We start from the raw sequence: 14116 nt of genomic DNA on the forward strand, positions 1-14116 counted from the left end.
GGTTACTCCGCCGCCATTGGGGTGGTCAGGTGCTTGGCGAAAGCGTTGCAATACCAATCCACGAACTGATTTACGCCACCCTCTTGCACTTGGCTGTAGGGGCCGGGGATGTAACCGGGCGACGCCACGCCTTTTTGGTTTTCCTCGACGATCTGACGGTCTTCGTTGTTGGTGGCAATCCAAACCTCGGTCAGGCGGGTCAGGTCGTAATCCACGCCTTCCTGTGCATCCTTGTGAACCAGCCACGTCGTTGTCACCTCGGTTTCGGTGGGGCTGATCGGCAGCACGCGGAAGGTCAGCACCTGATCGGACAGGAAATGGTTCCACGTGTTCGGGTAATGGAAATACAGGCACGATCCGGCATCGGCAAACGGCACCGTCCCGATCCGTTTCGCCACGGCCGCCTTGCCATCCATCGTATAGCTGACCGCATCGCCCAGAAACGGAATGCGGACAAAACGCCATTGTTCGGATGGGTCAATCAGATACCGCGCGGGCAGGCCTGCGGCCTCGCACCGTTCGACATGGGCCAGACCCGCGTTCGAGGTGGTGGAATCATCCGCCCCCACAAGGTTCGGATCGTCCGGGAACGTCACGCACAGCGACGGGTGGTTGGACCCGCAGTGGTAACATTCGCGATTGTTTTCCAGCACCAGCTTCCAATTCGCCTGCTCGACGATCGTGGATTGATGCGCGACCTTCAGATTGGGCAGGTCATGCGGGGCCAGATAGCGTGCCGCCGCCTGTTCCAATGCAGCCGTATCCGGCGCGGTTTCAGCAAGGCAGATAAAGATCATGCCGGAAATTTCCCGGCAATGCACCGCACCCAGCCCGTGATCCGCCGGATTGAAATCGGCCCCCATTTCCCGCGCCCACAACAGCCGACCGTCCAGATCATAGGTCCACTGGTGGTAGGGACAAACCAATTTGGCCGAAGCCCCCTTGCGCGCCGCACAGATTCGGCTGCCCCGGTGGCGACAGGAATTGTGGAACGCCCGCGCAATGCCGTCGGCCCCGCGCACGACGATCACCGACGCGGCCCCAATCGTGACGGTCACATAATTGCCGGTCTTGGGCAGCTCCGGCCCCGCTGCGGCAAAGATCCATTCGCGTGACCAAAGCGCCTCGATCTCTTGCTGATAAAGGCCGGGATCGGTGTAGCACTGCTGCGGCAGCGAATGCCACGGGCGGCGGGATTGCAGGATCGACAACGGATCTGAAACTGTCATGGGGCTTATCCTGTAACAGAAAGGGAAATGAACATGACCGGGAACCACCCCGGCGCGATTGCCTTCGATTAAGAAAGATTGACATTCTGGCGCAATCGCAAAAAAAATGTCTTTGCATTAACTGAATTAATGTCAAATTGCTGGAACATCGCCCCCATGTCGCTTCACAAACGCAATCTGCCGTCTTTGACATCTTTGGCCAGTTTTGAATCTGCGGCGCGGCATCAAAGCTTCAAATTGGCCGCGCATGACCTGAATGTTACCCCCGCAGCCATCAGCCATCAGGTCAAATCCTTGGAATCAGAGATGAATATCGCGCTATTCACGCGCCATCACCGGGGGGTCGAACTGACAGAGCCGGGCGCGTTGCTGTTTGTCGCCATTCAACGCGGCTTTGATCACATCGCCGAAGCGGTGTCACAGCTTCGCCTGCGCAGCGACCAAGAAGCGGTAACGATCGAAGCAACCACCGCCATGTCCTCTTTCTGGCTGACACCAAGGTTGAGTAAATTTTGGGCGAAACATGTCGATATCCCGGTTGCCCAGAACGTCACGGATCAGCCCGGCACATCGGCCCCCAGCGATTTGCATATCTTTTACGGCGACCCAGACATCGCCCAAGGGGATTGCCAAATCCTGTTTCGGGATCGGATCACCGTTTTGGCCGCCCCCGGTTTCGCGGACCGTCACGGCGTTACAACGCTGGATGATCTGCACCGATGCCCCGTCATTCACCAAACCGCATCAGACAAACGCTGGACCGGCTGGCAAAGCTTTTGCGAGGAACTGGGACACGATGGCAGCGTCGGCTTTGGGCATTACGTCAACAACTACATGATCGCGCTTCAGGCCGCACAGGATGGTATGGGCGCGGTGCTGGGGTGGGAAACCCTGACCCAGCATCTAATTCAGGACGGCAGGCTTGTGCAAATGCTGCCCGAAAAGATTGACGCACCACATGCGTTTTATATTTCCACCCGCAAACACGCCCCGGCGGCGGCGCTGACGCTGCGCAACTGGCTGGTGAAATCCGTCCCGCCACAGGGCTAAATCCCAGGCGCCCCCACGAAATAGGCCGCCAAGATCACTTGGCGGTCTTTTCTTTGCCCGCCAATCCCAGATCGGACAGGATCACATATAGCGCAGGCAGCACCAGCAGCACCAAAACGGTCGAGGTCAGCAACCCGAACACCACCGAAATCACCAGCGGTTTCAACGTCTGCGATTGGGTGGACGTTTCCGCCAACAGCGGGGCCATGCCCAAAATCGTGGTCGAGACGGATACGAAAATCGGGCGGAACCGCGCCCGCACGGCGGCCCCGGCGGCGCGGGCAACCTGCGCCCCCTCGCCGAGCTGGCGGCGGATCACCTCGACCAGCAGGATGGCGTTATTCACCACGATCCCGGCCAGTGACGCCGCCCCCACCAGTGACGGCATGGAAATGTTATAGCCCATCAGCACATGGCCCCAGATCACCCCCAAAAATGCCAGCGGGATCGTGATCATGACGATCACAGGCTGAACATAGCTGCGGAATTGGAACGACAGGATCAAATACACCCCGACGATCCCGATCAGGAACCCACGCAGAATAGACCCGACCGTTTCCGCCGAATTGGCCGCCTGCCCGGCAATTTCAAAACTCAGCCCCGGCGTTTGCGCCACAAGCAATGGCAGGAACCCGTCGCGCATCCGCGCGGTGATGGCATCGGCATTGCCAAACCGCCCGTCCACATCCGCCTGCACCGTCAACGTCCGCAGCCCGTTGCGGCGGGTGATGGTGGCCCAGCCACGGGCCTCGTGGATTTCAACGACCGTATCCAGCGGCACGGCTGTGCCATCGGGCAAGGTGATCGTGAAATCCGCCAGATCGGCGCGGGCATCCCGGTCCGAGGCGGCAAGCTGTACCAGAATTTCAAACGGCAAATCCCCCTGCCGCACATCAGCCAGTTGCGTTCCCAGATAGGCCGCACGCAACTGCCCCGCGACAGTGGCCGCCGTCAACCCCAAGGTCCGCGCCCCCGGTGCCAGTTGCAATTGCAGTTCGGGCTTGCCCGGTCGCAGGTCCAGCATGGCGTTGCGCACACCGACATAGCGCTGCACCTCGGCCAACGTGGAGCGGCCAGCGGTTTCCAGAACCGACAGATCGGGATGCGACAGGCGCAATTCCACCGCGATCCCCTGCGGCCCCATCCCCGGTTCCGTCAGGATCAGCGACGACACGCCGGGCAACGGCCCGATTTCCTGACGCCACGCGCTGATCAGTTCATCCAGCGTTGTCCCCCTGATTTCCGCCGACAACAGATCGGTGGACACGGTTGCCACATGCGGCCCGGTTTCCCCCGCCGACAGGTTGCGCCCCATTTTAGTGATGGTCCGCTGCACCAAAGGTTGCCCGTCCGGCTGATCCGGGGTCAGCGCCGCGTTCACCCGCGCCAAGGCCGCTTCGACCTGCGCCACGGCGGCTTCGGTTCGCGCCAGCGGCGTTCCAGCGGGCAGCATCAAGCGGGCCTCTAGCACATCGCCATCAATTTCGGGCATGGCATCGCGTTTCACCACCCCGCCGCGCAATGCGCCCACGGTGGCAATCAGCGCCCCAATGGCCAGCCCCAGCACCAGCCAGCGCAGGCGGATTGCGGTATCGGCCAGACGCCCGATCCCACGTTCGCGCATAGCGTCGAACGCCGCATCAAATGCCACCCGAAACCGCGACGGCGCGCCCGTCATTTTATGCAACCCGTCTTTCAGGTGGTGCGGCAGGATCAAAAAGGCCTCGACCAGACTGGCAGCCAACGCAGCCAGCAATACCAGCGGCAGTACCTCCAGCACCGCACCCAGATCCCCGGACAGGAAAGACAGCGGCAAAAACACCGAAACCGTGGTCAGAAACGACGACAACACGCCGGGCGCAACCGCCATAACCCCGGCTGTGACGCTTTCCAGACTGATCCCATTTCCCGCGTGAACGGCGATTGAATCTGACAGCACGATGGAATCGTCCATCACGATCCCGATCGCCATCAGCAACGCCACCAGCGTGATCATGTTCAGGCTCAGCCCCGTTAAGGACATCCACACGAACGCCCCCAGAAACGCCACCGGCAGCCCCATCGCCGCCCAGATCGCATAACCGGGGCGGAAAAACAGGCTCATCACGATGACAACCAGCACCAGCCCCATGACGCCGTTTTTCACCAGCATCGCCAGCCGGTCCCGAATGATCGAGGTCACATCCTGCACCACCTCGACCCGCAGGGTATCGGGTAAGCGAGTATTTTCAGTCGTGACTAGGCCCTGCACACTGTCCAAGGCCCGCAGGGCGTCGGCCTCCAGCGGTTTATGAATATCCAACAGGATCGCGGGGCGGCCATTGATCAAGGCCCGGTCCTCGGCCGGTTCAAAGGTTTCAGTGATCCGCGCCATTTCTGCTAGACGCAAAACCGCGCCATCCGCCAGCGTCAGGACCGGCAAAGCCCCCAAGGTTTCGATTGCACGGGCTTCGGCGGTAAAGCGCAGGGTCAGATCGCTGGCCGGGGTTTCGATCCGTCCCGCAGGCAAATCAAGGCTTTGCGCCCCGATGATCTGCGCCAGCCCTTCGGCCGTCAGCCCATGCTGCGCCAAAACCGCACGATCCGGCAGCACCGAAAGCGTCCGCACGCCCACGCCCGATGGCAGCACCTTGGCCACATCCGGCAGGGCAGACAGCCGATCCGCCAATCCATCCGCGTACAGGTCCAACTGTTCCAGCGGCACATCGCCATGAATGGCAACCGATGTCACCAAATCCGTCCGGTGCAATTCGCGCACGATTGCGGGATCGGCACGGGCTGGAAAGGTGTCAATCGCGGATACCTCGGTGCGCAGGCTGTTGACAAAACGCAGTGCATCGCCCGCCGGTTCCATCGTCGCCACCGCCCGCACCATATTATCCCGCGCAACACAGTTCAGCGTCTCAAGGTTTTCCACCCCCTGCACCGCATCCCACAACGGGGCGCAAATGGCGGTTTCCACATCCCCCGCCGCAGCCCCGCGATAGGGAACGGTGATTTCCGCCTCGACCGGGCGAAAATCGGGAAAGGTTTCACGCAACAATGTGGGCGCGGCAAACGTCCCCGCCGCGATAAACACCAGCAGCAACAGGTTGGCCGCAGTCGGATGGCCCGTAAACCAGCGGATCATTTTGTGGCCTCTTGCGTATCTGCCGCCGAAACCGGATGCAGCGCCATGCCCGGCAAGGCCGGAGCAATATCATCCAGAACAATGCGTTCGCCCGTGGCCAGCCCATCGCGCAACACCACCACGCCATCCTGCCGGAATGCCACCGACACAGGCCGTAGCTCCAACTGATCCCCCGGCGACACCACATACACAGTGCCCCCATGCAAGGCGCCTTCGGGGATGGTGATCACATCGTGCAGCGGTGCGCCTGTCAGCGCCACTTCGACCTGCATATTCGGCACCAAGGGCAACCGCACCGGCGGCGCGGCATCGGCATAGGGGTTATCCACCGTCACCACGACCGGCACGGTCCGGGCCTTGGGGTCCAATGCGCCTTCGACACGGCTGACCGTGGCCTGCCAGAACTGGGCCGGATCAATCAACGGATGCAACTGCGCCGCCATCCGCCCGGACGGTCCCGCCCCGATTGCCGTCAACGCATCCCCTGCCCCGTCCATCGGCACCAACAGCCGCCGGAACGCGGTCAGCGGCACCTGCACCACCACCTCGGCGCGGGCAACGCCATTTGCCTGCACCAGCATTTGCCCGACAGATACAGATTGATACAGTTCCGCCCCAACGGCGCCGATCCGCACATCGAACGGCGCTTTTAAAACGCTGTGGTCCAAATCGCGCCGGGCGCGGCCAATCGCGGCTTTGGTGCGGGCCTGTTGCGCCGCCAAGCGTTCCAGCCGCGCCGGGATCAGGTCCAGACTGTTTTGCAATTCCGTCACCACGCGGCGAATTTGCAGCTCCGCCTTTTCCGCCTCGTCCGCACGGGTTTGCGGGGCAACGCCTTGTGCTACCAGATTCCGGGTGCGCGTCAGGTCTGCCTGCGCAATCTGCAAGCGTTCGCTTTCCAGCGTCAGAATGCGGCGGGTGTTGTCCTGTTCCGCCCGAAGCTGGGTTTCCTCGGCGGATAATGCACTCAGGTCCGCCTGCCCTTGGGCAATCGCCAGTTCATAATCCGTGGGGTCGATCTTTAGCACTTCTGTCCCGGCGGCGATCAACTTACCCGCCTCCAGATCGGGATGCCGCCAAATCACCTGCCCCCGCACTTCGGCAATCGCGGCCCATGTGGTTGCCGCCCGCACGCTGCCCCAGCCCCGCACCACCGGGGCAATATCCTGAGGCACCACCGCTGCCACCCTGACCGCCAGACCATCAGCGGCGCGATCTTCCTGTGCCGGGCCGGGGGCGGTTGAAATCAGCCACGCCGCCGTGGCCGCCCCTGCCAAGACCGGAGGGATTGCAAGCAAAACAGACCAGCGCGCCATCGCATTCTCCTTCAAGCGGTAAAATCCAAGCCTATGACGATTCGACTTGGATGATGTCGGAAATTATGTTAGTGAGTACTTACTTACAAGAGAGAATTATGAAAGCCCGCAAACCCGCCGCTGACCGGAAATCCGAAATTGTTGCCGCCGTGTTGGTTCTGGCCGACCGGATCGGCCCGGATCGGCTGACCACCAATGATGTCGCGCAACAGGTGGGGCTGACACAGGCCGCCATCTTTCGCCATTTCCCAACCAAGGCCGATCTGTGGGCCGCGGTTGGCGACACGCTGACAGACCGGCTGACCCAAAGCTGGGATGCGGTCCTTGGTGACACCCTGCCCCCGCGCGAACGTCTGCGCGCCCTGGTCATCGCGCAGTTCAGCCAAATCGCGGCCTGCCCGGCGCTGCCGTCTATCCTGCATTCACGGGAACTGAATGTGGATAACCCTGCCCTGCGCAACGCGGTTCAGGGGCTGTTGATGCGTTTTCAAACCCATCTGATCGACACGCTGAAAGACATGGCGCAAGCCGGGGAAATAGCCGAGAATATGCCTCCCGAAGATGCGGCTGTCTTTCTAACCTCGCTTATTCAGGGATTGGCGATCCGCTGGAGCCTTGGCGTCCGCACCTTTGACCTTGTGACCGAAGGCACCCGCCTGCTGGATGTGCAACTGTCCTGCATGACATCCGTTGACTGACGCCGCGACCCCTGAAGGACTCGAACCCTCAACCTGCTGATTAGAAGTCAGCTGCTCTATCCAGTTGAGCTAAGGGGTCTGCGGCGTGCGGCTGGTTTAGACGATTGGTGAAGCGCACACAATCGGTCAAAACTGGATTATGCCAAGGTTTCAGCGCAGGAAAGAACCGCGATGGCAGTCTTGCCCCCTAACTGACGCACTCCACTTCCGCAAACCCCGATACCCCACAGCCCAACCCGACACCGCCAAATTGCGACAAGAAACGGCAACAACGGCGGCCAGTCAAAAGCGGCCAAAACTGTAGAAAACAGCGTCCGAATCGGACGCGCTCGGACGCTCGGACGACCCACTAACTGAAGCCAGATTTTATCTTTTATTTTCATGTAGTTATGGTGCCCCCACACGGACTCGAACCGCGGACCTACTGATTACAAATCAGTTGCTCTACCAGCTGAGCTATAGGGGCACTCGGGCGGTGGATACGGTATGCTGACCGCCACTGCAAGGGGGTTTAGCGACTGGCGCGTGCCAAAAGGCCGACGGCGGCCAGTCCGACCATAATCACCAGCACCGCCGCCGGTGCGGCATCGCCCAGATTTTCAAGGCTGGCCTGATCGTGAACCCGCGTGGCCAGTGTGTTGAAATTGAACGGACGCAGCAGCAGCGTGGCCGGTAACTCCTTGACGCAATCCACAAAAACCAACAGCAAAGCAGACCCGACAGAGCCACGGATCAGCGGGAAATAGACCTGCCGCAGCACTTGCCCGCGCGACCGCCCCAAAGACCGGGCCGCCATCGGCAAGCTGGGCGATACACGCCCCATCGCCGCGTCCGCCGCCCCTTGGGCGATGGCAAAAAACCGCACCGCATAGGCCAGGATCAACGCAAAGGCCGAGCCGGTCAGAATCAGCCCGATATCCACACCTGTGACGGCCTCGACCATATCCGCCAGACCATTATCCAATGCCGCCAGCGGGATCAGTATCCCCACCCCCAGCACAGCCCCCGGCGCCGCATATCCAATGGTGGTCAGCGGCAGCAGCAAACGCGGCAAGGGGCGACCGGACAGGCGCACGCCATACACCATGAAAACCCCCGCCAGCACGGTCACGAAAGCCGCGATTCCCCCCACCATCAGCGTATTCATCAATGACTGAAGCAAACCGGGATCGGCCCAGCGTTCCGCGTTTTGCAACGCATGGGACAGGATCACCCCGGCGGGCAGCAAGAATCCCATGAAAAAGGGAATGAAACAGGCCACCAACGCCAGCCAGCCAGCCCCGCCCTGTAACCAAACGCGATCATTGGCGCGGTGCCGGTTGGACAGGTTGAAAAACCGGCTTTTGCGGCGGCTGGCTTTTTCCAGCGTCACCAGCAGGATCACCATGACCAGCACGACACAGGCGATCTGTGCCGCGCCGCCCGCATTGTTGCTTTCCAGCCAGACGCTGAAAATGCCGGTGGTCAGGGTTTGCACCGCGAAATAATCCACGGTCCCGAAATCGTTGACGGTTTCCATCATCACCACAGCCATGCCTGCCGCAATTGCGGGGCGGGCCAACGGCAGGCCAACGCGGCGGAACCGTTCAAACGCACCGGCCCCCAGTGACATCGCGACTTCCTCGGTTGCGCCGGATTGTTCACGAAACGCCGCGCGGGCCAGCAGGTAAACATAGGGGTAAAGCGCCGCAGCCAACACGATCACCGCCGCCCCCAATGACCGGATTTCCGGGAACCAGTACTCCCGCGCCGATTGCCACCCGAACACAGACCGCAGCGCAGTTTGCACCGGCCCGGCATATTCCATCAGATCGACCAGCGCATAGGCCCCGACATAGGCCGGAATCGCCAAGGGCAGCAGCAACAGCCATTCCAGCCAACCGGACAGGGGAAAACGGTAACGCGCGATGATCCACGCGGCCCCGGTCCCGACCATCCCCGCCAAGATCCCAACCGCGCCCATCAGAACCGCAGTCGTTCCCAGATAGCGCGGCAAGGTGGTCGAAATCAGATGCGGCCAGATATTATCTGTCGGATTAAAGGCAATCCAGATCACCGCCAGAATGGGGGCCATGACCACGGTGGCAATCAGCGCAGCGCCAACAGACCACAGGCTTGCGGGACGGACGCGCGGCGCTTTGGAAAGGGGTTGGGGGATATCAGTCATGCGGGTTCCTTGCCCGAATACGGTTTAACTGTCCAGAAAAGACCTTATTATTGCCCCAGCTTGTCGGATAGGACCGACCCAGAGGCAAAAAGCAGTAGTAAACAGATGAAGATCATCCTCCATGCCGGTGCCCATGCCACTGACGAAGACCGTGTGGTAAAGTGCCTGTTAAAGAATAGCGGGCTTTTGTCTGGCCGCAACGCCGCGGTGCCGGGGCCGTCGCGGTATCGGTCGCTGATCCGTGACACATTGGCCGCAATGGACGAAGGGCCACTGGCCCCCGATGCACGCGATTTGATTCTGGACGCAATCATCGAAAGCGATCATCCCGCACGGTTGATCCTATCGAACGAACATTTCTTCGGTGTGCCGAAAATCGCAGTCACCGGGGGGCTGTTTTATCCGGGGGCCGAAACCAAGCTGCAAAAGCTGTGCGACCTATTCGATGGCGATTCGGTCGAACTGTATCTGGGGCTGCGCAACCCGGCCACGTTCCTGCCAGCGCTGCACGCCCTTTGCCCCAAAATGTCGTTTCAGGACTTTCTGGGCGGGTCCGATCCCTTGCAGTTGCATTGGTCGGAATTGCTGATGCGCATTCGGACCGCCCTGCCCGATTTGCCGATCACGGTCTGGTGCAACGAAGACACGCCGCTGATCTGGGCGGAAATCCTGCGCGATCTCATGGGGCTGCCCGCCGGGGAAAAAATCACCGGCGGTTTCGATCTGCTGACGGAAATCATGACACAGGACGGGATGCAAAGGTTCCGCACCTATCTGAAAAGCCACCCGGTCATGTCGGATGAACAGAAACGGCGGGTGATCTCTGCCTTTTTGGACAAATTCGCCCGCCCCGAGGCCATAGAAGAAGAAATCGACGTTCCGGGCTGGACCGGCGAAACCATTGATTACCTAAGCGCGGCTTACGAACAGGATGTGGCCCGTATTGCCACCCTGCCGGGCCTGCGTCTGCTGCAACCGTAGACCTGTTGCACAACCCGGCCCTGTTATGGTGCCGGGTTGATGCCGTCAGCTCATGCCCAGGGCTTCTTTGTACAGCTCCAGAACGGCCTCTTCCTCGGCAATATCGTTTTGGTCGCGCTTACGCAGGGCAATTATTTTGCGCATGACCTTGGTGTCATACCCACGCCCTTTGGCTTCGGCCATGACCTCTTTTTGCTGCTCGGCGATGTCTTTCTTTTCCATTTCCAGACGCTCGAACCGCTCGATAAACTGGCGCAGCTCGTCCGCGGTTACACGGTAGTTCGCTTCGATGATATCGTCGTTCATGCCTTGGCCTCCGGGGTGTGTTTTGCGCAATTTCCTACCCGTCCCGCCGCCATACCGCAAGTGCATCAGAAAGACCGGCTGCGAAAATGCGCCACGTTGCGCACGGGTGAAGTTCCTGATAGCGGACGCGCGGAACGAACACCCGGAGGAATGGGCATGGAAATTTTGATCTGGGGCGGCGCTACGATTTCGGTCATCGGACTGCTGGGCCTTGTCTGGTGCATTTTCCGGGTGGCCAAGGCCAAACGCGCCGGGCTGAGCGATGATGACCTGCGCGATGCGGTAAAGCGCGTGGTGCCAATCAATCTGGGCGCGCTGTTTTTATCCGTCATCGGCCTGATGATGGTGATTCTGGGCGTGTTTCTGGGCTAAGCCCCACACCGCCACCCCACCGTCATACGGGATCGTCAATCTTGCGACGGCCACGCCCGATGGCGTTCAGCACATCGAACCCTTCCCCATTCAGGACCAGCCGCGCAATTCCCGGATCAGGGGCAAACAGATGCGGGGCGGTGCTTTCATAGGGTTTCATCGCGCGGATCACATTAAACAGCCCCACCCGGTCCGCCATATGCATCGGCCCACCCTGCCATGCCGGAAAGCCCAAATGGCGGATCGCAACCAGATCAATATCCGACGGGCGCAGCGCCACATCTTCGCGTAGCAATTTCGCGCCTTCATTGATCAAGGCTCCCAGACACAGATGGGCAATAGTTTCCGCCGAAAGCGGGGCCGTTGTGGCGCTGTCAGCGTGTACCGCCCCGTCCTGCCATGTCAAAAATCCCTGCCCCGCGGTGCGCCCCGTCCGCCCCTGTGCCAAAAGTGCCTTGACCCGTTCCAGATGATGTAATGCGAAACGGGCGTGATCATGCAATTGGGCCGCGCGCTTTTGCACCAGTTCCAACCCCTGCCCGTCCATCGTTGCAAAGACCGGGCTGCCCATTCCCATCCTGACAAGCGCATGATCTACATAGGCCGGGGAAACCCCCTGATCCGCAACGAACAGCGCCGCATCGCGCAGGGCGCACAGCAGGCGCATTCCGATCGTGCCGCCCCCACTGCCGCAACGCACCGGAAGCACCCCCATTCGCATCAAAACATCAGCCACCGTCACCACAGTTGTCGGGGCGCTGTGCGGGCCGGGGATCAATTCCGCCAGCCGGGTTTGCGGGGTGGCGGGCGGGCAATACAGCCCCACCACCTGCCGTTCCCGCCCCGATGCGCGGGCAATCGGATCAATCGGCAAAGTCTGCGTGTGGCACACCATCATCACCGAAGCCGGAAGCACCGTTTCCAAAGCACTGAACACCTGCACCTTGGTTTGCAGATTATCCGCCACCGCTTCGATCACCAGATCGGTTTCGGCCAGATCGCGCAGTTCTGTTGTTTGGTTCAGATGCGCCAATTGCGCGGGTTGGCCCGTAGCTTGCACATTCGCAGTCCTCAGCAGGGCCACCAGACGCGTGCGGGCCGCCTCCGCAGCTTCGGGGGTGCGTTCATACCACGTGACGGTCAAACCGCCCTCTAATGCACCCTGAACCATTGCGGCGGCTGCGGCACCGCCGCCGATCACGCCCAGATGCGTCACCTCTTGCGGTTTGGCAGAAATGGCTTCGGGCATGTTTGGGGCGCGTCGCCGGGCCAGTTGTACATGCAACAGCCCCCGCGCGTAATCCGATGCCACGCAATCCTGAAACGCGGTTTCCTCGAACGCCTGCCCCGCAGAAAACGGCAATAACAACGCCCGTTCGACACAATCGACCAATAGCCGCTCGGGCAGCGGTGCCGTCTCTCCCAGCGCGGCGCGACAATCCCGAACCGAGGTCTGATAAGCCACCGGATCGGCGAAACCATCGGGAACCTGCGAACTGCGGCGCAACGGTAGCTGCCCCTTGATCAGACGATGCAGATACGCCAGCCCAGCCTTTTCCACGCCGTCGCCGTGCAATTCATCCACCAGCCCGGCCAAACGGGGATGCGACACCGGAACCACCTGCCCCGACAACATCACCGCCAGCGCCCGATCTGCCCCGATCAGACGCGGCAAGCGTTGCGTACCCCCCGCCGAAGGAATCAATCCAACCGAAATTTCAGGCAACCCGATCCGGGTGTCCTTTAACGCCAGCCGGGCATGGGCAGCCAAGGCCAACTCCAGCCCCGCGCCCGTCACCGCCCCGAACAATGTGGCGACCACGGGCTTTGGGAACCCGTCGATCCTGTCGCACAAATCCGCCAGCGATGGCGCACCATCCCGCATTTCGGGGCTGGCCACATTATACCCGGCAGAAAACAACCCGCCCGATCCGGTCAGCATGATACCGCGCACTGCGGTATCGCGCTCCAGCTCCTCCAGAAGTGCCGCCAATTCCGCCCGCACAATCGGCCCCAGAAAATTTCGGGGCGGATTGGTCAAACGCAATACCGCAATATCTCCGATCCGCTCTTGAGAGAGTTTCAGGCTCACGGGCTGGCCCTTCCGTCATAAATAATAGGCGCTCTCGCACCAGTTCCTTATGGGATTACTGTGCAAAATGCGCCCACCGTTTTGCAAGCCCCCAAGGGAGCAAGATTTTTTCGTCGTCGCCCCCCGTTTACAGCGGCAGGTTGTCGAACCGATCCTCGATCTCGTCTTCGACCGCCTGAATATCCAAATCGGCCAGCCGCGCCGGGATGTTCAAACCAGCCTGCCGCATTTTATCGACCGTGCGATGCAGTTCCGCCTGCATCTCATGGCGGGCGCTTTCGGGGGCTTGCGCGATGTCGCGCTCCAGCTTGTCGATCAGTTCCAGAAAAGTCTTCTCGACCATGTCGTTTGCTCCTTTTCTACGATTAGGCACCACTGGCGCAGGCGGTACACAGCGGGGCGGCGGGAAGCACCGCCAACCGCTCTTCGGCAATGGCATCGCCGCATTTGACGCAATAGCCATATTCACCATCGCGAATCCGCTGCAAAGCGGCCTGAATACCGCGAATTTCTTCCTGTCCGGCCTGCCCCAGTGTTTCCAGCACCTCTTCGCCTTCGCGCTCTACGGCCAGCTCTTCCCAATCCTTAGAATGCGGAGCGTCCAGTTCTGCCTCGATCCCGTGCAAACGGGTATCCAGTTCTGACAGACGTTTCAGCAGCATCGCCTTGTATTCAGACACATCTTTCATCGCGGTTCCTCCTGAGTCCGGCAAAGATTGTCACGCAAAACGGCGCACGGCATTGACCCATATCAACCCTTCTGCGGCAATCTGTG

Annotated in this window: 12 protein-coding genes and 2 tRNA genes; 4 read left to right on the forward strand and 10 right to left on the reverse strand. The window is 60.8% G+C overall.

Features of this window, described 5'->3' with window-relative positions:
• Positions 1-2: 2 nt before the first annotated feature.
• Positions 3-1229 (reverse strand): aromatic ring-hydroxylating oxygenase subunit alpha, encoded by a 1227-nt coding sequence (locus FN828_RS13055; RefSeq protein WP_142493917.1) that lies wholly within the window; start codon positions 1227-1229, stop codon positions 3-5.
• A 156-nt stretch (positions 1230-1385) separates the two neighbouring features.
• On the opposite strand from FN828_RS13055, the gene FN828_RS13060 reads away from it, so the two are divergent.
• A complete protein-coding gene (locus FN828_RS13060) occupies positions 1386-2279 on the forward strand; it encodes a LysR substrate-binding domain-containing protein (RefSeq protein WP_142493918.1) in 894 nt (297 codons plus the stop codon).
• Between the two features lie 34 nt (positions 2280-2313).
• On the opposite strand, the gene FN828_RS13065 is transcribed toward FN828_RS13060, so the two are convergent.
• Both FN828_RS13065 and FN828_RS13070 read right to left on the reverse strand, forming a co-directional pair.
• Positions 2314-5409, reverse strand: a complete 3096-nt coding sequence (locus FN828_RS13065) for an efflux RND transporter permease subunit (protein ID WP_142493919.1) — start codon at positions 5407-5409, stop codon at positions 2314-2316.
• Entirely contained in the window at positions 5406-6725 is a 1320-nt protein-coding gene (locus FN828_RS13070) for an efflux RND transporter periplasmic adaptor subunit (protein WP_142493920.1), read from the reverse strand. The genes FN828_RS13065 and FN828_RS13070 overlap by 4 nt, the downstream gene beginning before the upstream one ends.
• A 98-nt stretch (positions 6726-6823) precedes the next feature.
• Between FN828_RS13070 and FN828_RS13075 the strand changes: the two genes are divergently transcribed.
• Positions 6824-7423 carry a TetR/AcrR family transcriptional regulator gene (locus tag FN828_RS13075; protein WP_142493921.1) on the forward strand — a complete coding sequence of 200 codons (600 nt, stop codon included), beginning with the start codon at positions 6824-6826 and terminating at the stop codon, positions 7421-7423.
• A gap of 5 nt (positions 7424-7428) precedes the next feature.
• On the opposite strand, the gene FN828_RS13080 is transcribed toward FN828_RS13075, so the two are convergent.
• The 3 genes from FN828_RS13080 to FN828_RS13090 form a co-directional block, all read right to left on the reverse strand.
• A tRNA-Arg gene (locus FN828_RS13080) sits at positions 7429-7502 on the reverse strand.
• 311 nt (positions 7503-7813) lie between these two features.
• A tRNA-Thr gene (locus FN828_RS13085) sits at positions 7814-7889 on the reverse strand.
• Positions 7890-7934: 45 nt separating this feature from the next.
• A complete protein-coding gene (locus tag FN828_RS13090) occupies positions 7935-9590 on the reverse strand; it encodes an ABC transporter permease (RefSeq protein ID WP_142493922.1) in 1656 nt (551 codons plus the stop codon).
• Positions 9591-9695: 105 nt separating this feature from the next.
• Here FN828_RS13090 and FN828_RS13095 point away from each other — a divergent pair, with 105 nt between their 5' ends.
• The gene (locus tag FN828_RS13095; protein WP_142493923.1) at positions 9696-10571 is read left to right on the forward strand and encodes a hypothetical protein; all 876 of its coding nucleotides are present in this window, start codon (positions 9696-9698) and stop codon (positions 10569-10571) included.
• 45 nt (positions 10572-10616) lie between these two features.
• Here the strand turns inward: FN828_RS13095 and FN828_RS13100 are convergent, their stop codons facing one another.
• The gene (locus tag FN828_RS13100) at positions 10617-10877 is read right to left on the reverse strand and encodes a DUF2312 domain-containing protein (RefSeq protein WP_142493924.1); all 261 of its coding nucleotides are present in this window, start codon (positions 10875-10877) and stop codon (positions 10617-10619) included.
• A 156-nt stretch (positions 10878-11033) separates the two neighbouring features.
• Between FN828_RS13100 and FN828_RS13105 the strand changes: the two genes are divergently transcribed.
• Positions 11034-11249, forward strand: coding sequence for a hypothetical protein (locus FN828_RS13105; protein WP_142493925.1), 216 nt, complete (start codon positions 11034-11036; stop codon positions 11247-11249).
• 22 nt (positions 11250-11271) lie between these two features.
• Here the strand turns inward: FN828_RS13105 and FN828_RS13110 are convergent, their stop codons facing one another.
• The 3 genes from FN828_RS13110 to FN828_RS13120 form a co-directional block, all read right to left on the reverse strand.
• Positions 11272-13341: an enoyl-CoA hydratase-related protein gene (locus tag FN828_RS13110; RefSeq protein ID WP_142493926.1), complete on the reverse strand. Its 2070-nt coding sequence runs from the start codon at positions 13339-13341 to the stop codon at positions 11272-11274.
• Between the two features lie 127 nt (positions 13342-13468).
• Positions 13469-13684, reverse strand: coding sequence for a hypothetical protein (locus FN828_RS13115; RefSeq protein ID WP_142493927.1), 216 nt, complete (start codon positions 13682-13684; stop codon positions 13469-13471).
• A 22-nt stretch (positions 13685-13706) separates the two neighbouring features.
• A complete protein-coding gene (locus tag FN828_RS13120) occupies positions 13707-14030 on the reverse strand; it encodes a TraR/DksA family transcriptional regulator (protein WP_142493928.1) in 324 nt (107 codons plus the stop codon).
• Between the last annotated feature and the right edge of the window lie 86 nt (positions 14031-14116).

The sequence above is a fragment of the Thalassovita litoralis genome (assembly GCF_900182725.1).
Classification (GTDB): domain Bacteria; phylum Pseudomonadota; class Alphaproteobacteria; order Rhodobacterales; family Rhodobacteraceae; genus Thalassobius; species Thalassobius litoralis.

Excerpts from the sequence above, each read along its gene's own strand:
- FN828_RS13120 (WP_142493928.1), bottom strand. The coding sequence starts at position 14,030 with ATGAAAGATGTGTCTGAATACAAGGCGATGCTGCTGAAACGTCTGTCA.
- FN828_RS13095 (WP_142493923.1), top strand. The coding sequence starts at position 9,696 with ATGAAGATCATCCTCCATGCCGGTGCCCATGCCACTGACGAAGACCGT.
- FN828_RS13100 (WP_142493924.1), bottom strand. The coding sequence starts at position 10,877 with ATGAACGACGATATCATCGAAGCGAACTACCGTGTAACCGCGGACGAG.
- FN828_RS13090 (WP_142493922.1), bottom strand. The coding sequence starts at position 9,590 with ATGACTGATATCCCCCAACCCCTTTCCAAAGCGCCGCGCGTCCGTCCC.
- FN828_RS13115 (WP_142493927.1), bottom strand. The coding sequence starts at position 13,684 with ATGGTCGAGAAGACTTTTCTGGAACTGATCGACAAGCTGGAGCGCGAC.
- FN828_RS13070 (WP_142493920.1), bottom strand. The coding sequence starts at position 6,725 with ATGGCGCGCTGGTCTGTTTTGCTTGCAATCCCTCCGGTCTTGGCAGGG.
- FN828_RS13065 (WP_142493919.1), bottom strand. The coding sequence starts at position 5,409 with ATGATCCGCTGGTTTACGGGCCATCCGACTGCGGCCAACCTGTTGCTG.
- FN828_RS13060 (WP_142493918.1), top strand. The coding sequence starts at position 1,386 with ATGTCGCTTCACAAACGCAATCTGCCGTCTTTGACATCTTTGGCCAGT.
- FN828_RS13075 (WP_142493921.1), top strand. The coding sequence starts at position 6,824 with ATGAAAGCCCGCAAACCCGCCGCTGACCGGAAATCCGAAATTGTTGCC.
- FN828_RS13105 (WP_142493925.1), top strand. The coding sequence starts at position 11,034 with ATGGAAATTTTGATCTGGGGCGGCGCTACGATTTCGGTCATCGGACTG.
- FN828_RS13055 (WP_142493917.1), bottom strand. The coding sequence starts at position 1,229 with ATGACAGTTTCAGATCCGTTGTCGATCCTGCAATCCCGCCGCCCGTGG.